This window comes from Streptomyces buecherae (genome assembly GCF_014295035.1).
Lineage (GTDB): Bacteria > Actinomycetota > Actinomycetes > Streptomycetales > Streptomycetaceae > Streptomyces > Streptomyces youssoufiensis.
Window position 1 is genome coordinate 821,167 of sequence record NZ_CP060404.1, and the last position, 17,921, is coordinate 839,087.

Below are 17,921 nucleotides of genomic sequence, written 5' to 3' on the forward strand. Positions count from 1 at the left end.
CCTCGAAAAATTATCCTGCTCACACCCGGTTTAGACCGCCGATTTTCCTGTCACGGGCGGGTCCGATGATCAAGATCAGCCGTCGGAGCCCTCTTCCGCACCACGCCCGCCCACCCCGCGTCAGCGGTTCGGGACGGGCCGCCCGGCGCCGTTCCCCGATGGTTTCGCGCCGTACACCGTCCGTACGAAAGGGACCGTTAGGCTGACCGCCGCCCCGCGCGCGGAGCGCGGCGTAGGCCCCGAACCCGGCCTAATCGGGCGCCCCGCGCCCACCGCGTCACCGCCCCACGCGGAGCGCCGCCGATCCCCAGGAGCCAGCGTTGACCTTCCTCACCATCGGACACCGCGGCGTCATGGGCGTCGAGCCCGAGAACACCCTGCGCTCGTTCGTCCGCGCTGATCGCGAGGGGCTTGACGTCATCGAGCTGGACCTGCACCTGAGCAAGGACGGGGCGCTGGTCGTCATGCACGACGCCGAGGTGGACCGCACCACCGACGGCTCCGGGCGCATCCGCGACCTCACGCTGGCCGAGCTGCGCGAGCTGGACGCCGGCCAGGGCGAGCGGGTCCCCGTCTTCGAGGAGGTCGTCGACGCCGTCAAGGCCCCCATCCAGGCCGAGATCAAGGACGCGGCGGCGGCCCGCGCGCTGGCCGACGTGCTCACCGAGCGCGGCCTGACCGACCGCGTCGAGGTCATCTCCTTCCACGACGAGGCCGTCGCCGAGATGGCCACCCTGCTCCCCGACGTGCGCACCGGCCTGGTGGCCAGCCGCTACGGCCTCGACGTGATCGACCGCGCCCTGGCCGCGGAGGCCGGCCTGCTCGCCCTCAACATCCGCCGACTCACCCTGGAGCTGGTGGACCGGGCGCACGCGGCGGGCCTGCGCGTGACCGCCTGGACCGTCAACACGCCCGAGCACCTCCAGGTCGCGCACGGCATGGACCTGGACGGCATCACCACCGACTACCCGGAGCTGAAGAACACGCCGCGCGACCCGGCCTGACCTGGCGGCCTGACCTGGCCCCCGGCCCCGCCCACCAGCACGCTCGCCCGTCCACGACCGCCCACTGGCGGGGGCGTGCGCCGAGCGCGGGCGCGCGCGAGCGGCGCACGGGGCGGATGTCGTCAAGGGGGCGATTCCGGCCGCGCTACGTCGACTGACGGATTCGCCCGCATTCGCGCCGTCGGATGCGTAGGGTCACGAGCATGGTGCATGTGCTGAGCAGCCGCGTCCTCCTGCGGCCCACCGACCCCGAGCGTTCGCGCCGCTTCTACGGGCGCGCCCTCGGCCTTGAGGTCGCCCGCGAGTTCGGCACCGGGCCCGAGCGGGGCACCGTCTACTTCCTGGGCGGCGGCTTCCTCGAGGTCTCCGGACGCTCGGACACCCCGCCCGCGCCCGGCCTCCAGCTCTGGTTCCAGGTTCCGGACGTGGCGGCGGCGCACAAGGAGCTGTCGGAGCAGGGCGTGGAGGTGCTGCGCCCGCCGCTGCGGGAGCCGTGGGGGCTGGTGGAGATGTGGATCGCCGACCCCGACGGCGTGAAGATCGTCTTGGTCGAGGTCCCCGTCGACCACCCACTGCGCTACCGCCCCGGTCTCTGACGTCCAGCTTCCCCCGCCCCGGCACGCCCCGCGTCCAACCCCGGCCCCCCGTCACCCCCATCACACCCACACCGCCCCCGGAGCTTCCCCAGGTACGCTCGCGAGAGAGCCAGCGCGCCGACACCTCGTGCCGGGGCGGCTCGGCCGCCGCAGTCACAGGGGAGGTCACGGTGTTCAACCTGGTCGACGAGTTGTTCGCACCCGGCCGCAAGCACGCCCAGGACGAACGCGACCGGCTGGAGCTGTGCCTGGACGACATCGGCGACGGCGACCCGGGCCGGGGCCCCATAGACCTCGCCTCGGGCCGGGTGACGATACGCCGCGCGCCGGGTCCGACCCGCTAGCGCGACCCACCCGACACGCACACCACTCCGCAGCCGTGCCCCGACGCTCGCCGCGGGGGGCGCCGCCGCGCGGCGGGTCGCACGCGGAGGCTTGCACTCCGCAACCCGCCACCCCGCGTGTCGTGCGTCACTTCGGCGCTGTGACCGTACCGGCGCCCGTCCAGCCCCTCATAGGCTGAGCGACATGATGGTCCCGCTGGCGCTGCTGGCGCTGGGAGCAGTGGCCGCGGCCCTGGCGCCGCGCATGCTGACCCGCTCCGACTGGCCCGACCGCGAACCGGTGCTCGCCCTGTGGGTGTGGCAGTGCGTGGTGGTCGGCGTCATCATGTGCTGCGCGCTGGCCATGTCGCTGAGCGCGGCGGCGGCCTGGGAGGCGGTGCGGGGCAACATCTTCGCCCCGGCGCCGAACGGCGTCATGGAGGCGTACGCGCTCACCGCCTACGGGCCGTGGGCCGCGCCGGTGGCCGTCGTCCTGGCCTGCGGCGCCGTGTGGACCGTCGTCATGCTCACCCGAGAGGTGCGCGGCTCGCGGGCGCAGCGCAAGCAGCGCCGCGCGGACCTGCTCGTCCGCTCCCCCCAACTGCCCGGCGAGGAGTCCAGCGGCAACCGGCTGGTCGTCCTGGAGGGTGACCGCCCCGACGCGTGGTGGCTGCCGGGTACGGCGCCACAGTTGGTCATCACGACGGCCGCGCTGCGCCGGCTGAACAAGCGGCAGCTCGACGCCGTGCTGGCGCACGAGGAGGGGCACGCCCACGCCCGCCACCACTGGCTGTTGAACGCCTCGTCCGCGCTGGCCGGCGGCTTCCCGCAGGTGCCCGTGTTCGCCGCGTTCCGGGACCAGGTGCACCGGCTGGTGGAACTGGCCGCCGACGACGTCGCGTCACGTCGCTTCGGCCGACTGGCCATCGCCCTCGCGCTGGTCGAACTCAACGAGGAGCGCGGCGTCTTCGGCCCCTGCCCCGGGGTCGCCGAGGTGCCGCGCCGGGTCAACCGCCTGCTGGCTCCCGGGCAGCGCTTCACGACGGCCCGCCGCTGGCGGATGACGGCTGCGGCGGCCCTAGTGCCGGTGGTCCCGGTGCTGGTCACCCTCGTACCGGCGCTGCGCGCACTGGGTTAGCCGACTCGACGCGGCGATGTACGCGGCGCGCGGGACGGTGAGGGGCCGCGCGGCACGCGAGTGACCCGATACCCGTACGACCGGCTGCCGCTCGCCCCTCCGATCCGCGATCATTCCTCCATGCGACCGCCGCCCCGCCCCGCCGCCCGCCGTCCCGCCCGTCCCACACCCCGGCCGCCCGTGCCACGACGTGGCTGGGCCGTGGCCGCGGCGGTGTGGGGTGGACTGTTCGCGGTGCTGCTCGTGCTGGTCGCCGCCGAGTGGGGGCCGCTGCTGTCCGTGGACCGCGACATCGCCAGCGGACTGCACCGCTCCGCCGTGACGCACGACGACTGGACGCGGACCAACCGCGTCTTCTCCGACTGGGTCTGGGACCCGTGGACCATGCGCGCGCTGCTCGCCGTCGTGGCCGGCTGGCTGCTGTGGCGGGGCCGCTGGCCGGTGGCCCTGTGGTTGGCGGCGACCGCCGCGATCGGCACGGCTCTCCAACAGGGCTTCAAGGCCGCGGTCGGCCGCGAGCGACCGAGGTGGCCGGACCCGGTGGACTCCGCGCACTACGCCGCCTTCCCCTCCGGCCACGCCCTCACCGCGACCCTGGCCTGTGGGCTGCTCCTGTGGCTGCTCGCGGTGCACCCGGTCCGCCGCCTGTGGCGGGGACTGGCCGCGGCGACGGCGGCGGTCTCCGTGCTCGGGGTCGGCTTCACCCGGGTCTACCTGGGCGTGCACTGGGCGACCGACGTACTGGCCGGCTGGCTGATCGGCCTGGCGCTCACGGCGGTGGCCATCCTCCTGTACCCGTACGCGGCGGACCCGGCACCCGACCCCGCGCCGAAGGCGGACGCGCCAGCGCCGGACCGCGCCACGGAGCACCCGACTCCGCGCGCGGACCGACCGCACGGCACGTAGCGCGGCCACGCGCGACACGGGCCGTACCCGGCCACCCCGACCCAGCGACGCCGGCCGACGGCCCGCCACCGCGAGCCGTACGCGTCGGTCTCACCCGCCGCGTACACGACCACGCCCGGCGGCCCCTCCGGACGGCGCCGGCCGCCGTCGGCCCCGCGTCGCGACCGCTGCTCGACGGCGCCTTCGGCGCGGGGCGGTGGCGTGGCAGAGTGCTCCCCATGAGCAACCTGGATCTGCGTCCCGCCCCGACCGTCTGCGGCGGGCGCGCCGACGTCACCGCGCGACCCGTGCGTGACCTCCTGGCGGCCAAGCCGGTCATGCTCGGCGAGAGCACCGAGGTCCGCCGGCTGCTGCCCAGCATGGGGCGGCGCATGGTGGGCGCGTGGTGCTTCGTCGACCACTACGGGCCCGACGACATCGAGCGCGAGCCCGGCATGCAGGTGCCGCCGCACCCGCACATCGGCCTGCAGACGGTGAGTTGGCTGCACGACGGGGAGGTGCTGCACCGGGACAGCCTGGGCAGCGAGCAAGTCCTGCGGCCGAGGGAACTGGGCCTGATGACGTCGGGCCGGGCCATCGCGCACGCCGAACAGTCCCCGCGCGAGCACGCGAAGCTGCTGCACGGCGCCCAGCTCTGGGTCGCCCTGCCCGACGCCCACCGGCACACCGCCCCGTCGTGGGAACACCACGCGGAGCTGCCCCAGGTGAGCGGCGGTGGCGGGCTCAGCGCCACGGTGATCCTCGGCGACCTGGACGGCGCCCGCTCCCCCGGCACCACCTTCACCCCGCTGATGGGCGCCGACATCACCCTGGCCGCCGGCACCGACACCCGCCTGCCGCTCCAACCCGACTTCGAGTACGCCGCCTTGACGATGTCCGGCGAGGCCGAGGTGGACGGCGTCCGCCTGGCCCCCGGCTCCCTGCTCTACCTCGGCTGCGGTCGCCGGGAACTGCCCCTGCGGGCCACGGTCGACAGCGCGTTCATGCTGCTGGGCGGCGAGCCGTTCGAGGAGCGCATCGTCATGTGGTGGAACTTCGTCGGCCGCACCCACGAGGACATCGCCCAGGCCCGCGAGGACTGGGTATCCGGCACCCGCTTCGGCGAGGTCAGCCCGTACGAGGGCGCGCCGCTACCTGCCCCCGAGCTGCCGCCGGTGCCGCTGAAGGCGCGGGGGCGTACGCGCTGAACTGGTGTTTTCTGGCTTCGAGCCGTAAGGCGGCGGCTGCGCGTCGCAGACGCAGGTGGATCGACCGCCTGTGCTACCGCACGGCATGTACGTCGTAACGGGTGAAGTCAGCGGCAACACAGATCAGGCGCGAACACCTCCCGCTCCCTGAACCGCCTGACCGCCCCGTGGGCGCGCGACCGCCGGGTGACGGCCGAGCTGAACGTCTGGATGCCGTCGGTGCGCTTGGCCAGCAGCCGGCGCCGCCGCCCCTCCCGGGGACCGGCGAGGTGGCGCGGGATTTATCGGGGACCGGGCGGGTCGTAGCGCAGGGGTGTGATCTGCTCGATGTCGTACCGGGCGCGGAGGGCGTCGATCGCGGCCTCGCGCTCGGCGGGTTGCGCGCCGGAGGTGAGGATGTCGAGCAGTTCCTCGAAGTAGCGCTCGTGGGCGGGCGGTGGGGAGGACTGGAACAGCATCTTCGCCGTCGCACCGCTGGTGTTGGCGAAGGCGTGCGGACAGCCCTGCGGCACGTGGATGAGGGTGCCGGGGGTGGCTCTCGTTCTCCGTTGTCCCGCGTGCGACTCCCAGGAGCGCCAGTTGTCGGGGGTGCGCACCCGAGGTTCGAACGCGAGCACGTCCAGTTCGCCCTCCAGCACGTAGAAGAGTTCCTCGCTGTGGGCGTGGGCGTGTGCGCCGACATCGAAGCCGGGCGGCACCAGCACCTCGAAGGTCGAGGCGGCGGCGGAGTGTTCGCCGGTCACCTTGTACGTGACGTGCTGGGCCTTCGCGGCCAGGACGCGACCTGCGCCGGGCGGTACCACGAGCCCCTGGCCGCTTCCCGTCCTCAGGCCGGGGCCGGTCATACGAGGGCCCCCTGTCCGTCGAGGTCCTCGCTGTCCGCCAGCCCGTCTTGGAGCCGGTTCAGGGTGCGGGCGGCGGCTTCGGCCCTGGTCCAGGTGCCGAGTGCGACCTCGGCGGTGATGCCGGGGCCGAAGCCCGCGATCATGCCGTGGGCGCCGACGCCGGGGCCGCCCTCGGCGAAGAGGCGGCGCAGGGCGTCCAGCACGACGGCGCTGGCGATGTTGCCGTACTCGGTGAGTGTGGCGCGGCTGAAACGGAACGACGTCGGCGGGACCTTCAGATGGGTGCACAGGTCGTCGAGGATGCGCGGGCCGCCCGCGTGGATGATGTAGAAGTCCATGGCGGAGGCGGATTGGCCGTGTTGGCGGGCCAACGAGGCCAGAACCGGAGCGAGTTGCTCCATCGTGCCGGGCACCCGTTTGTCGAGCATGAAGTGGAAGCCGGTCTCGCGGACGTCGTAGGCGATCCAGTCCTCGGTGTCGGGCACCAGGTGGCTGCCGTTATGGCGCAGCTCGACGCCGGTGCCGCCTTCGCCGCGCACCACGGCCGCGGCGACGGCGTCGCCGAACAGCCCGTTGGAGAGCAGGTTGCCCACGCCGAGGTCGGTGGGTTGGTAGCAGAGCGAGGAGAACTCGCAGGCCACCACGAGGGCGTTGCGGCCGGGGTAGGCGGTGCAGAAGTCGTGGGCGCGGTTGATGGCGGCGCCGCCTGCCGCGCAGCCCAGCTGGGCGATGGGGATCTGCCGGGTCTCGGGCCGGAAGCCCATCGTGTTGATCAGCCAGGCGGTCGGCGAGGGCATGGTGAAACCGGTGCAGGACACGAAGACGATGAGGTCGATGTCGCGCGCCGTGAGGCCCGCGTGGCCGAGTGCCTCTTCGACCACCGCGGGGACCCGGGCCCTGGCCTGTGTGACGTACATGTCGTTGCGGGCGCGGAAGCCGGGGTGCTGGAGGATCTCTTCGATGGGGCGCACCAGATGGCGCTCGCGCACCCCGGTATTGCCGATCAGACGCAACGCGAGTGGTAGCTGCGGATGATCGTGGTGCAGTCTGCGCGCCAGGGCGAGGGTCTCCCCCTGGGTGATGACGAACTCCGGAACGGCGACGGCGGGACGGCACAACGTGGGCATGGGATCACCTCGGGCGATGGGGGCGCACGCACGGCTGTCGCCGCGCCCGGGAACGGGCAGGACACCCCACCCTCGGAACATTTGCTGACATTCACACAACAAGCGCATATGGAGGGGCGTGTCCACCGCTCGCGTCCGCTCGGCACGACGGAGGGTGGGGCGGCGGAGTGCTCCGGCCGCACAAGGGTGGTCTCTGCCATGTGTTTGCATTAGAGCACGAGTTGACCGGGTAAGGTAGCATCTGCACCTTTCCGGGTGAGGCAGGCGTGTGGCGGTCCGGTACGCGACGGCCGCCCCGCCGTCACCGAACGGCGGCGGTGAACGAACGCATGACGGCGAGGAGTGGTGGCGTGAGCGAGGGCCTGATGAGCGGAACGCAGCGTCCGGACGAACCGGCGCACGCCTGCCCCGCGTCCGGGGTACGGACGTACGACGCCCACGACCTCCCGGCGCTCGACTTCGACCCCTTCCTCCGCGCCTCCCTGACCGACGCTCCCGTCTCGCGCATCCGGCTGCCGCACGGCGAGGGCGACTGCTGGCTGGTCACCCGCTACGAAGACGTCCGCTTCGTGACGTCGGACGCCCGCTTCAGCCGCGACATCGTCGGCCTGCCCATCCCCAAGATGACCAAGCACTTCATTCCGCTGGACCGGGCTGTCAGCTTCGTCGATCCGCCCGACCACGCCCGGGTCCGGGCCGTGGTCGCATCCGCCTTCACCCAGCGCGCCATGGACCGGCTGCGCCCCCGCCTGCAGGAGCTCGTGGACGGCCTGCTGGACGCCGCCGAGGTCGCGGGACCGCCCCTGGACCTGGTCGGCGCGGTCACCTCGCCCTTCCCGCTCACCGCCATCGGCGAGGTGCTCGGCATGCCCACCGCGGATCTGCCCCAGGTACGCGACTGGGCGCAGATCCTGCTCACCCGAGCCTCCGACGCGGCGGCGGCCGAACGGGCCCGCGAGGTGAAGGAGCACGCCCGAGAGTACTTCCGGCGACTGGCGGACCAGCGTCGCCACCAGCCGCGCGAGGACCTGATGAGCACCATGGTCGCCGCCGTCGACGCCGGACGCATCGACGAGGAGGAACTGCTCGCCCTGGCCACCTTGATGGGCCTCAACGGCTGGCACGCCGTCTGCAACAACACCTCCAACATGGTCTTCGCCCTCCTCACCCACGACGGCCTCGCCGACCGGCTGCGCGCCGAACCCGCCCTCGTACCGCGCGCCGTGGAGGAACTGCTGCGCTGGATCCCGCACAAGCACGGCGTCGGGCAGCCCCGCGTCGCCACCGAGGACGTGCGTGTCGGAGGCACGCTGGTCCGCAAGGGCGAATTCGTCTACGTGTCGTACGTGGCGGCCAACTGGGACGACCAGGTCTACCCCGAACCCGACCGTATCGACTTCGACCGCCAAGGCCCCCCGCACCTGGCCTTCGGGCACGGCCCGCACTTCTGCATCGGCCCGCTCCTCGCCCGCACGGAGGCCGAGATCCTGCTGGCCGCCCTACTCGCCCGCTGGCCCGGGCTTCGACTGGCCGTGCCGCCCGAGGAGGTGCCTTGGCAGACAGAGGTGCTCATCCGCGGACCCGAAGCGCTCCCGGTGCGTTGGTGAGGACCCGCTGGAGCCCCGGTCCCGGTCCCCGGCGAACCGGCACGGCGACGCCCCGCTCAGGAAAGCCGCTCGCGAGGCCCCGACGAGCTCGCTCCCGGCGAGGGCTCCGTCCGCTTCCACCGAGACGGTGATCGCCGCGGCTGCCACGGGCCGGCCAGTGCTCCGCCCAGGCCGGTGACCACCGCACGGATCCGGCGTTCGGTCGCGATCCGGTGGTACTCCTCGGCCGGTCGCCGTGGGCGGGGATGGCGTCGACCGCCACGACCGCGCAACCGGGCTCTATCACAGAGCGGCGTGCACGGACCAGGATGCCTGGGGCCTTCTGCTGCTGATCGCCGCCCCAACCCGCGCCCGCCGCCGCCAACCGTCGCGCCGGTGCTCCGCGGAGCTGGGGACACGTTGCCGCAGCGGTCGTCCGGCGTCCGTCGGCCAGGGCCCGCACCGCTGCCTCGGGGACGGGCCGCCGCGGGTCTCCCCGGGAGCGACGCCTCACCGTCGGGCGCGGCGACGCCCGGCGGTGAGGCGTCGCCGCGCCCGGGGGGCCGGTCGGCCGGTTCAAAGAAGGCGACGCACTCGACGCGGTGGGTCATCGGAAAGATGTCGGTCTGAATGGATCAGGCAAAAGCCCAGGTCAGAGTGAGGTTCTCAGCTTATCCACCTTCGCGCAGGCGCCCAGAGCGTCAAACGAGCGTCAAGGCCGAGAGTCCGCCCCACTCAGGACGCAGCAAACTGCGGCAACCAGCTCACCCTGCAGGCTCCGCCCCCGCTCACTCTGGACGCTGGGACACACATCGTGACCCGCGCCACGTCTCGGGCCTCCGGACTTCCCTAGCTCGCCTCCCACCGAGTCCGCAGCGCCGGCACGAGGTCACGATCAATGAGGGCGGTACTGGCCGCTGCCCCGCGTCGTAATGTGGAGAACACACCTGGCCTCGCCATGCAGATTACTGCCGCCGCCCCTGCAATCGCCTACACCTCTGGATGGCCTCATCGCGCCCAGGTTCGGTTGGGAGAACCCGAATGGGCGAGGGGAAGCGCTCCGACGCTGCTCATCGGCTCTACCTTGGTGGTCTGCCCGCAGCTCGTCGAGGTGGAGCCGAAGCTCGTGAAGTACACGCTGACCGAACAGCAGGCTGACATGCTCCGCCAGATTGCTGCAGCGTCCGGTGCCGTGCCCATCGCTCCCAAGAGTTCGAGCACGGCTTGGGCGCTTGAGCAGCGTGGGCTGATCAAGCGGAGCTGGCGCGGTAGCGGGCACGTCGCAGTGGTGACTTCGGACGGCCGCTACTTCCTCAAGCACGGCAAGCATCCCAAGGAGGTCCAAGCCGAGAAGGAGCGCCTGGCCGGTGATGCCGAACAGGCCGAGCACGCTCCTGCCGACGGATCCGAGCTGATCGCTCGCCTCCAATCCGCCACCACCGGGAAGCTCACCGTTCCTGATCCAGGACCGCGGACCCGAGGACGGTGGCGTGCGGCCTACTACGACGCGCTCCATCACGGTCACGTACCGGGAGAGCACAAGCTGCGCTGGACCGGACGGCAGCGTGGTGACTGCGTCTTCACGTTGGTCGACGAGGAAGCCGAGAAGGCTGCGCAACCGCCGCCAGTGCCCACCATCGACGTCCCCGACGTACTGCACCGTCCTCATCAGCTCGTCCGGGCCACACGCAAGGCCCTCGGGAGGTCCAAGACCGTAGTCGACACCCGCGGGACGCCCGAGGCTATCCCTCTGCATGTGTCACGGGAGCAGGCCGACCGTGCCCTGCGGATCATGCACGCCCTCCTGACCGAGGCGGAAAGCCGCGGCTACCAGGTGGAGACCCGGACCGAGCACCATCGCGGCCAAGCCGAACACCAGATGGTCATCGTCATCCGCGGACACGCGCTCCCGCTCGCGATCACAGAGCAGACGACCAAGGTGCCACACGAGCCGACCGCTCAGCAGATCCGCCAACAACAGCGCAATCCCTGGACTCGTATCCCCAAGTTCGACCACAAATTCAACGGACGCCTCGAACTCGGTGCGCCTGCCAAAAGCTGGTACCAGCATTCGTACACCCACAGGGACAGCGCACGGTGGACACTGGAATCCCGCCTGGGACACCTTCTGCACGATCTCGAACAGCGTGCCGCGGCGGCCGAACGCCAGCAGCGGGAAGAGGAACTCCGCAAGGCCGAGCAGCGACGCCGCTGGTACGCGGCTGTTGCGCACGCGCGGGAGCGGCAACTCGAGCGGCATCGAGCGGGTGTTCTGGTCGAGCAGGTGAGGGCACGGCTTCGGGCCGATGAGATCCGCGCCTTCTGCCGCGCCGCCCGCACGAGGGCCGACGGCGCGTCCGCTGCGGCGGAAGAACTGGAGTGGCTGCAGTGGGCTGAGGCATACGCAGACCGGATTGATCCACTGTGCGCGCCGCTGGTGGCTCCGCCCGATCCGCCGGCCAGCCGCGAGGCTCTGCGCGAACTCCTGCAGGGCGATCTCTACACCCATCCCTGGCCGTTCGACGGCAAAGGGCGCTGGATGCCGCCCGAAGAGGAGGTCACACAGTACCCCTGATCAGGCAAACGCCTCCGCCCTGTCCGTGAAGGGACAGGGCGGAGGGTCATTCATGCGGCGATGGTGAGCGGAGCGTCGAGGCGCTCCCAGGCACCGAGTACGGCCTTGTGCGCATCCGGTTGAAGGTGCGCGTAGCGCTGGGTCGTTTGGAAGCTCTCGTGCCCGAGGAGGTGCTGGACCTCGTAGAGCGAGACTCCCTTCTGGACCAGCCACGAGGCGCAGGTGTGGCGCATGGAGTGTGGCGGGAAGTGCGGGACGAGCTGCTGCTCGCCGTCGCTGTCGAAGTAGTAGGCGCCTTCGACGGTGGGCCACCAGGTCTGCCGGCGCCAGTTTCCGTCGTCGAGGCGTCGGCCGGACCGACCCTTGGTGATGGTGGTGAAGACGAGCGCGTCACGGTCGAGCCGGTGGATGTGGCGTTCGAGTGCCTCCAGGACGTGGGGCGGGAGCGGGACCTCTCTACGGCTCTTGGAGCTCTTGGGATACTCCTTGATGCCGCTCTTGGTGTTGACCTCCACCACGAACAGGCGCGAGCGGCGCTGGTCGATGCGGTGGCTGTGCAGGCCAGAGAGTTCTCCCCAGCGCAGTCCGGTGTAGAAGCCGAGCAGGCACATCGTCCGCCATGCGGCGGGGAGTTCGTCCAGGATGCTCTGCGCCTGGTCAAGCGTGAACCACTGCGGCGGCTTGACCGCGATCTGAGGCAGGTCGATGCTGCGGCATGGGGTTACCGCCAGGACGTCGTCGTCGACGGCCGCGCGCATGATGGAGGACGTCAGGTTGTAGGCCCGCTTGATCGCGGAGGCTCCCGTGCCCTTCTCGACCAGGGTCCGGATCCAGCTCTGGACGTCCATACGGGTGACGGCCCGCATCTCCCAGTCCGCCCAGTAGGGCATGACGTGATTCTTAATGCTGGAGGCGTCACCGCGCAGCGTGTGGGGCTCAACGATGCGTGCGTTCCACCACCGGTCGTGCCACTCGCGGAACGACATTTCACCGGCCCGCGGGTCGCGCATCCCCCCGCGGGCGAACTGGGTCTCCAGCTCGATGCCCCAGGCGCGGGCCTGCGCCTTGAGGGGAAACGACTCGCTGAACCGGTCTCCTGCCCGGTTGCGTACGGTCGCCTGCCACTTGCCGGACTTCAACTTGCGGAGGTACGAGGCTCTGCTCCTTGTTCAACGGGGCCGGGATGGCATGGGTCAGCGGCGGGCTGTCGGCGGTACGACGGCGCGGCGGCTGATGAACTCGTCGAGGCCGGCCACTGGTACCCGTACTCGGGACCGGCCTGATCCGGTACGGAGGTCGACGACAGGCAGGTCGCCGGCAGCGATGAAGCGGTAGACGGTGCGACGGTCGACGTCCAGGGCGGCGGCGACAGCAGGGATGGACAACAAGCGTGCAGGCATGGAGGTGACCTCGAGGTGAGAGTGGGCTGGGCGCCCGCGAAGTCGGCAGGGGCGTCGGGGCTCCAAAGCGGTCAACCAGCCCTGCCAGGGCAGTGGGATCGCGTCACGAAGGGCCTCCGACGAAAGGGAGGATGATCACGTGACGGCTTCGTGGGAGCGAGGACGACCGATGTAGGAGAGATGAGCTGGTGGCGCACGGGCTCGGGCTGTCAGCCAGAGCGCGGGGCGAGAATTACGACTTGAGCGCGTCCGAAAGAGCCATGGCTTCGGCCAAGTGACCCCAGTCGATTTCGACCTTCTCCGTGCGGAAGCAGTGGGGGTAACGCAGCGCCAGCCAACTCGGGGTCACGCCGGCCCACTCAGCAACCGTGACGGCAGAGGTGCCCATCCTCAGCCACTTCACCAGGCAGGAATCACGGAGGATGGAGATGGGCTCACCCAGGCGCCACGAGTACAGCGCGTCCCTTGGCAGGACGACCTCCTGGGCCTGTCGCCACATCTGCTGACATACGGAAGCCGAGACCGGCCCACCTCGCATACCGGGGAACAGCAGATCGGCGTCATGCAGGCCAGACTCACTGATCCACTCACGCAGGAACACGGAGACCTGCGGCTGGAGGGGAATCTCCCTCGCCATCCCGTTGTTACGGGCCGCCAACTTACCCAAGTCACGCTCCAGGAACATCACGTCACTCACTCGCAGGGCGCGAGCCTCGCTCGGACGCAGAGCCTGCTCGGCCACCATGCGCATGAAGGGGTACACCGAGCGATGAGCACCCGCCTGCCCACGCACCCAACCGAGCAGTGCTCGAACCTGCTCCTCAGAGAGCAACCATTCTTCGTCCATGACCTCGACAGACACGGCTCTGACTCCTCAGGGGAAATGACTGAATGCGTCACGCGTGGGATCAGCGCGACAGGTTCAATGGTCGGAGGAATCGCCGGTTTGGCTAACCGGCGATCGTCGGCTATGTTGCGCCCGATACGGCGCTCACTGCATCCAGGCGTATGCAGGAATGGCTGGTCGTAGCCGCGCTTCTCCAGACCGTTCTAGGTTTGCCTGCTTCGCCGCGTCATTCCAGTCCGTTGCGCCCTAAACGTGTCTGCCGTCGGCGAATCAGCACGCCCCAGCATCATTTGGACCGCCACCATCAACACGCTCGGCTGGCTGTCCACGGCGAGGAACAGAGCAGGCGCCTTCTAAGCGCCTGCTCTATCACCCTGAGCGGGACTACGCCTTCGCCCTGCCTCAACAGTCAAACGCCTCGCCGTCGAGGGAATCGGCATGCCAGGCTCATGGCCCACGATTGAGCCAGCCACCTTCACTTCTCCGGCCGAGCTGCGTCTGTAGCGGCACGGACGCGGAGCGAGGCTGATGTTCTGCACGACCGTTGCTGTTCTGGGTGACGCGGTGATCTACTGCATGCTCCGAAGTGGCTTTTGGGGGAACTGTGCGTGCAGGCCATTTTGCCGTGAATCGAAGGTCCAGTGCCGTGCGTCAGTGCACACGAGGCGGCCGTGACCCTCGCGCCTGCTGACGGCGGCCGCCGGAGCAGGCGGGGGTTCGCATATCAGGATGCCGTCACGTTGCTGGACTGCCTGGACATGCTTGAAGGGCAGTGGACGGCGGTCTCGTGGGAGGACCTAGAGGACATCCTGTGTCATCGAGACGGTGCACCTGTATACCGGCAGGTCAAGACGGTCGAGGAAGCCGGGACGCGCCACAGTATCGCCAACGTTTGCCGACCGGAGGAGAAGAAGGCCGCAGACAGCAGCTACCTGGGCAAGCTGTTTCTGGGCAAGCCGCTGCCGGACGGCACTCGGTTCACCTTTATCGTCAACGAGACGCCTCAACGGGACCTTTATGAGTTCGTCGCGGAACGTGATCGTCCTCGCGGCCCTGTGAGCGCGGACGCCCGCGCGGACATCGTCAGGAGACTCGGAGGCGTACAACTGCCGGACAGCAGGGACATCGGATGGTGTGTCGACCGTCTGGATGTTCTGGTAGAGGCGCGCACCATCGACCAGGTCGAGGCCGAGGCCATGACGAGACTGGCGCCACTGGTGGAAGCATGCCTGGGCGAGAAACCGCTGTACGAGGAAGTCGAGGAGGTCATGATCTGGCTGATCTCCCGGTACATAGCCCGCAGCGCACTTGAGCTGCGCCCGAGAACCTTCACTGCGGACGACTTCGGCCGCGCACTGGACGACAGCGTGCGCAGAGCAACTGGGCGACGGCGAGACGGTTCCACCGAACTGTTGATGAAACTCAAGTTCAAGTTGCGGGCTGCCGAAATACCGGAGCCCGAGGCGGAAGCCCAGCACGATGCCATGCTCGCCTACCGCCGGACCTACCGCGCCAGTGTCGGTACCCGGCGCCGCGCGTACGACGATTTAGCCGATCAGATCAACGCCATCTGCACGCTCACGATGGCGAAACGACGCGCCGGACGTCTCGACGCCGGCTCGGCGGCGTACTTTGAGACGCTTGTGGCGGTGAGCGAGCTGCCCGAGGTGACCAGCCGGCAGTTCACCCTCGCTGAGGCCCACGCGGTGCTTTCCGACATCACGGCACGCTGCCAGAGCAGGTACGCCGATGCCTCATAAGATCGGCAGCAGCGTGGTGCCCCCGCTGTATCGCGCCTGGGACCCGGACGACTCCCCTGACTTTCACGCAACACGGCTCCTGCTGCTCATCTACCTCTGTGGTGAGGAGCCCGGTCCCTACATCGAGGGACGGACGAAGTTCGCCAAGCTTGATTTCTTCGTGCGCTACCCAGGATTCCTGGAGCGGGCCCACACCGCGATGCCGGAAGCCGTCGATACCGAAACCGTGTTTCTCGCCCCCGACTCGTCCGAGGTCGAGGCACCGATGATCCGCTACCGCTACGGGCCCTGGGACCAGCGCTACCGGCAGTTCCTCGCCTTCCTCGTTGCCAGGGACCTCGTGACCATCACAAGCCACCGGGTTGAACGAGTGAAACTCAAAGCCGCCGGCAAGAGGACCGCACAACGCCTCACCGAGGCCGCCCAGTTCCAGCCGCTGGTGCGGCGCTGTCAGGCCATGCGAGGAAATCTGGCTGCGATGTCGGGTACTGACCTGAAAAACCTGATCTACGACCTGTTCCCAGACGAGGTCGGCAACGCGCCCTTCCGCCAGGAGATCCGGCCATGACAAAGCCCGTGACCGCCCACCCCGACCGCGGGATCAGGATCGGCTCCGTCAAGCTCGTCCACAACACCGCAGAGATCGACGAGTACGCCTTCGGAACCGGCGTGCTGAACATCCTCAGCGGGCCACGCAACAGCTCCAAGACCACCACGCTGAAGGTCATCGACTACTGCTTCGGCGACCGTGGCGGGATGATCGATGCTCTCGGTGCCGCCGTATCCGACGAGTACATCGAGGTCTCCACCGCGATACGGCTCAACGGCCACCCTCGCGTCCTGACTCGTCTCCTCCAGCACGGGCGCATGAACAAGGTGTACGTCGACGGAGACGAGCTGACCGACGCCGACTTCTCCGACTGGATCCTGCGCGACCTGGGCTGGCCCAACCTGCGCATACCCAAGGGCCTTCACCCGGCTACAGCCAGTGAACTGACGCCCCTATCCTTCCGGAATCTGCTGCGCCACTTCTACCGCAACGAGGAATCCTGGACGACCTTCGCCAACAAGGAACAGGAATTCATCCGGCGCGGCGCCGTCAGCATGCTCCTCGGCTTCGCCCGCTCCCGGTACGACACCAAGGACTTCGCCGTCGCCCAGGCCAAGCGGCGCCTTGCCGTAGCCCAGGCAGTGGAGCGCGACGTGCAGGACAGCACCTTGCAGGCCGTCACCGCCATCTCTGAACGGCTCGGCATCCCCGTCGCCCGCACCCTCGACCAAGTAGCGGCCGCCCGGGACGAGGTCACTTCCCAACTCGACGGGGTTCGCCAACGACGTCACGAACTAACGCAGGAGATCCACAGCCTCTTGCAGGGAACGTCTACTACCGAGACGGCAGCTGGATACGACTCGTCCCTGACGAGCTTGTATGAAGACATATCCAGGCGGCTGCAACTCGCGGTGGACGAAGTCGTCGCGCTCGAACAACTCGGCAGCGAACACGCCTACTCCGCCCAAACGGTCACCTCTGAGGTAGCCCGCATGGAACGCCTCATGGCCTCCATGGAGATCTTCGACGCCCTCCCCGTACGGCTCTGCCCGGCGTGCGAGCAACGGGTCGACCCACACCGAGAACACGACGAGAGCGCCTGCTACCTGTGCTTCCAACCGGTCAACGACGACCAGCGTCGCCGTCGGGCACAAGTGGAGATCCGGTCGCTCAAGTCGGAACTCGCCGACCTCGAAGACATCATCGCCCGCACCGCCGTCGATCTGCACACAGCCCGCACCCGCCGAGCGGAGCTTCAAGAGGAACAGATACGGCTCGCGCACCGCATCAATGAACAACGCGCCGCGCAGCTGGCTCCTTTCATGGCCACTCTCGAGAACCTGGCCGGCCAGATCGCCCAGCTCGAACAGAAGATGACAGCCTTTCCCGCTATCGAAGAAATCCTCCAACGCCGCTTGGTAGCCAGTCAGGCCGTCACCGCTGCACAACAAGCCGTCGACGCGCTCGACCAAGAGCCAGCCGCCGTTGCCACGGCTTCGCTCACCTCTGTCGAACGATGCGCCGTGTTCGCCGAGCGCATGAACGAATTTCTTCACCGCTACCGTGAACGTGGCTGGGTCAAGGGCGCCATCACCATCAATGACAGTGACCTCACCTTTTACGTCGGCACCCGCCCCTGGGATCAAGCCCTTGGGGCAGAGACAAAGGTGCTCTTCTTCTTGGCCTACAGCTACGCCACTCTCTTCCTGGCATCTGACCTCGACGAAGAAGCCGCCTTCCCCGGCCTGCTGCTCCTGGACAACCCATACCAGCAGGGCATCGGCAACACCGTGGTCGACGACGTCCTGCGAGATCTGGCAAACGCAGCTCAGGCCACGGGCACCCAGGTCATCAGCACCCAGGCCGTTCCGGTACCGCGGGACCCGGCGACCATTCAGGTAATCCGCATGCCCACGGAGTATGAGGCGCCGTAGGCAGACTTGCAGCAGTGTTGATGTCTTCGCGGTCGACCTGCCGGATACTCCCGGGTCCTGCGACGCCTCCGGCTGCGTTGACCGCGAGTTCCGGGCAGGATGCTCTGGCACAGCCCTGCGACGCCGAAGATTGCTGAACCGTG

16 protein-coding genes are annotated in these 17,921 nt (G+C 69.3%); 11 read left to right on the top strand and 5 right to left on the bottom strand.

Annotation, left to right across the window (positions count from 1 at the left end; all coding sequences use genetic code 11):
- The first annotated feature begins 320 nt into the window (after window positions 1–320).
- The 6 genes from H7H31_RS02810 to H7H31_RS02835 all read left to right on the top strand — a co-directional run bounded on the left by H7H31_RS02810 (window position 321) and on the right by H7H31_RS02835 (window position 5,154).
- Entirely contained in the window at window positions 321–1,004 is a 684-nt protein-coding gene (locus tag H7H31_RS02810) for a glycerophosphodiester phosphodiesterase (RefSeq protein ID WP_187062668.1), read from the top strand.
- 203 nt (window positions 1,005–1,207) lie between these two features.
- Window positions 1,208–1,600: a VOC family protein gene (locus tag H7H31_RS02815; RefSeq protein WP_187062669.1), complete on the top strand. Its 393-nt coding sequence runs from the start codon at window positions 1,208–1,210 to the stop codon at window positions 1,598–1,600.
- A gap of 170 nt (window positions 1,601–1,770) precedes the next feature.
- The gene (locus H7H31_RS02820; RefSeq protein ID WP_187059618.1) at window positions 1,771–1,944 is read left to right on the top strand and encodes a DUF6191 domain-containing protein; all 174 of its coding nucleotides are present in this window, start codon (window positions 1,771–1,773) and stop codon (window positions 1,942–1,944) included.
- A 184-nt stretch (window positions 1,945–2,128) separates the two neighbouring features.
- Entirely contained in the window at window positions 2,129–3,061 is a 933-nt protein-coding gene (locus H7H31_RS02825; RefSeq protein ID WP_187059619.1) for a M56 family metallopeptidase, read from the top strand.
- Window positions 3,062–3,181: 120 nt separating this feature from the next.
- Window positions 3,182–3,967: a phosphatase PAP2 family protein gene (locus tag H7H31_RS02830; RefSeq protein ID WP_187117725.1), complete on the top strand. Its 786-nt coding sequence runs from the start codon at window positions 3,182–3,184 to the stop codon at window positions 3,965–3,967.
- Window positions 3,968–4,185: 218 nt separating this feature from the next.
- Window positions 4,186–5,154, top strand: coding sequence for a pirin family protein (locus tag H7H31_RS02835; protein WP_187064666.1), 969 nt, complete (start codon window positions 4,186–4,188; stop codon window positions 5,152–5,154).
- Window positions 5,155–5,435: 281 nt separating this feature from the next.
- Here H7H31_RS02835 and H7H31_RS02840 read toward each other — a convergent pair whose 3' ends face one another.
- Window positions 5,436–5,999: a cupin domain-containing protein gene (locus H7H31_RS02840; protein WP_187064667.1), complete on the bottom strand. Its 564-nt coding sequence runs from the start codon at window positions 5,997–5,999 to the stop codon at window positions 5,436–5,438.
- Window positions 5,996–7,126 (bottom strand): type III polyketide synthase, encoded by a 1,131-nt coding sequence (locus tag H7H31_RS02845; RefSeq protein WP_187064668.1) that lies wholly within the window; start codon window positions 7,124–7,126, stop codon window positions 5,996–5,998. The genes H7H31_RS02840 and H7H31_RS02845 overlap by 4 nt, the downstream gene beginning before the upstream one ends.
- A 350-nt stretch (window positions 7,127–7,476) precedes the next feature.
- On the opposite strand from H7H31_RS02845, the gene H7H31_RS02850 reads away from it, so the two are divergent.
- On the top strand, window positions 7,477–8,733 hold the full coding sequence (locus tag H7H31_RS02850) for a cytochrome P450 (RefSeq protein ID WP_232109652.1): 1,257 nt from the start codon (window positions 7,477–7,479) through the stop codon (window positions 8,731–8,733).
- 913 nt (window positions 8,734–9,646) lie between these two features.
- Window positions 9,647–11,287 (top strand): hypothetical protein, encoded by a 1,641-nt coding sequence (locus tag H7H31_RS02855; RefSeq protein ID WP_232109653.1) that lies wholly within the window; start codon window positions 9,647–9,649, stop codon window positions 11,285–11,287.
- Window positions 11,288–11,337: 50 nt separating this feature from the next.
- Here H7H31_RS02855 and H7H31_RS02860 read toward each other — a convergent pair whose 3' ends face one another.
- The 3 genes from H7H31_RS02860 to H7H31_RS02870 all read right to left on the bottom strand — a co-directional run bounded on the left by H7H31_RS02860 (window position 11,338) and on the right by H7H31_RS02870 (window position 13,549).
- Entirely contained in the window at window positions 11,338–12,426 is a 1,089-nt protein-coding gene (locus H7H31_RS02860) for a tyrosine-type recombinase/integrase (RefSeq protein ID WP_187064669.1), read from the bottom strand.
- 54 nt (window positions 12,427–12,480) lie between these two features.
- Window positions 12,481–12,687, bottom strand: a complete 207-nt coding sequence (locus tag H7H31_RS02865) for a helix-turn-helix domain-containing protein (RefSeq protein WP_187064670.1) — start codon at window positions 12,685–12,687, stop codon at window positions 12,481–12,483.
- 232 nt (window positions 12,688–12,919) lie between these two features.
- Window positions 12,920–13,549: a tyrosine-type recombinase/integrase gene (locus H7H31_RS02870; protein WP_187064671.1), complete on the bottom strand. Its 630-nt coding sequence runs from the start codon at window positions 13,547–13,549 to the stop codon at window positions 12,920–12,922.
- A 656-nt stretch (window positions 13,550–14,205) separates the two neighbouring features.
- Here H7H31_RS02870 and H7H31_RS02875 point away from each other — a divergent pair.
- The 3 genes from H7H31_RS02875 to H7H31_RS02885 are packed head-to-tail and all read left to right on the top strand — an operon-like array spanning window position 14,206 to window position 17,778.
- Entirely contained in the window at window positions 14,206–15,294 is a 1,089-nt protein-coding gene (locus H7H31_RS02875) for a dsDNA nuclease domain-containing protein (RefSeq protein WP_187064672.1), read from the top strand.
- Complete coding sequence (locus H7H31_RS02880; RefSeq protein ID WP_187064673.1) at window positions 15,284–15,862, top strand: hypothetical protein; 579 nt, start codon at window positions 15,284–15,286, stop codon at window positions 15,860–15,862. The genes H7H31_RS02875 and H7H31_RS02880 overlap by 11 nt, the downstream gene beginning before the upstream one ends.
- Window positions 15,859–17,778: a hypothetical protein gene (locus H7H31_RS02885; RefSeq protein ID WP_187064674.1), complete on the top strand. Its 1,920-nt coding sequence runs from the start codon at window positions 15,859–15,861 to the stop codon at window positions 17,776–17,778. The genes H7H31_RS02880 and H7H31_RS02885 overlap by 4 nt, the downstream gene beginning before the upstream one ends.
- Window positions 17,779–17,921: the final 143 nt, after the last annotated feature.

Excerpts from the sequence above, each read along its gene's own strand:
- H7H31_RS02815 (WP_187062669.1), top strand. The coding sequence starts at position 1,208 with ATGGTGCATGTGCTGAGCAGCCGCGTCCTCCTGCGGCCCACCGACCCC.
- H7H31_RS02825 (WP_187059619.1), top strand. The coding sequence starts at position 2,129 with ATGATGGTCCCGCTGGCGCTGCTGGCGCTGGGAGCAGTGGCCGCGGCC.
- H7H31_RS02830 (WP_187117725.1), top strand. The coding sequence starts at position 3,182 with ATGCGACCGCCGCCCCGCCCCGCCGCCCGCCGTCCCGCCCGTCCCACA.
- H7H31_RS02835 (WP_187064666.1), top strand. The coding sequence starts at position 4,186 with ATGAGCAACCTGGATCTGCGTCCCGCCCCGACCGTCTGCGGCGGGCGC.
- H7H31_RS02840 (WP_187064667.1), bottom strand. The coding sequence starts at position 5,999 with ATGACCGGCCCCGGCCTGAGGACGGGAAGCGGCCAGGGGCTCGTGGTA.
- H7H31_RS02845 (WP_187064668.1), bottom strand. The coding sequence starts at position 7,126 with ATGCCCACGTTGTGCCGTCCCGCCGTCGCCGTTCCGGAGTTCGTCATC.
- H7H31_RS02865 (WP_187064670.1), bottom strand. The coding sequence starts at position 12,687 with ATGCCTGCACGCTTGTTGTCCATCCCTGCTGTCGCCGCCGCCCTGGAC.
- H7H31_RS02880 (WP_187064673.1), top strand. The coding sequence starts at position 15,284 with ATGCCTCATAAGATCGGCAGCAGCGTGGTGCCCCCGCTGTATCGCGCC.
- H7H31_RS02885 (WP_187064674.1), top strand. The coding sequence starts at position 15,859 with ATGACAAAGCCCGTGACCGCCCACCCCGACCGCGGGATCAGGATCGGC.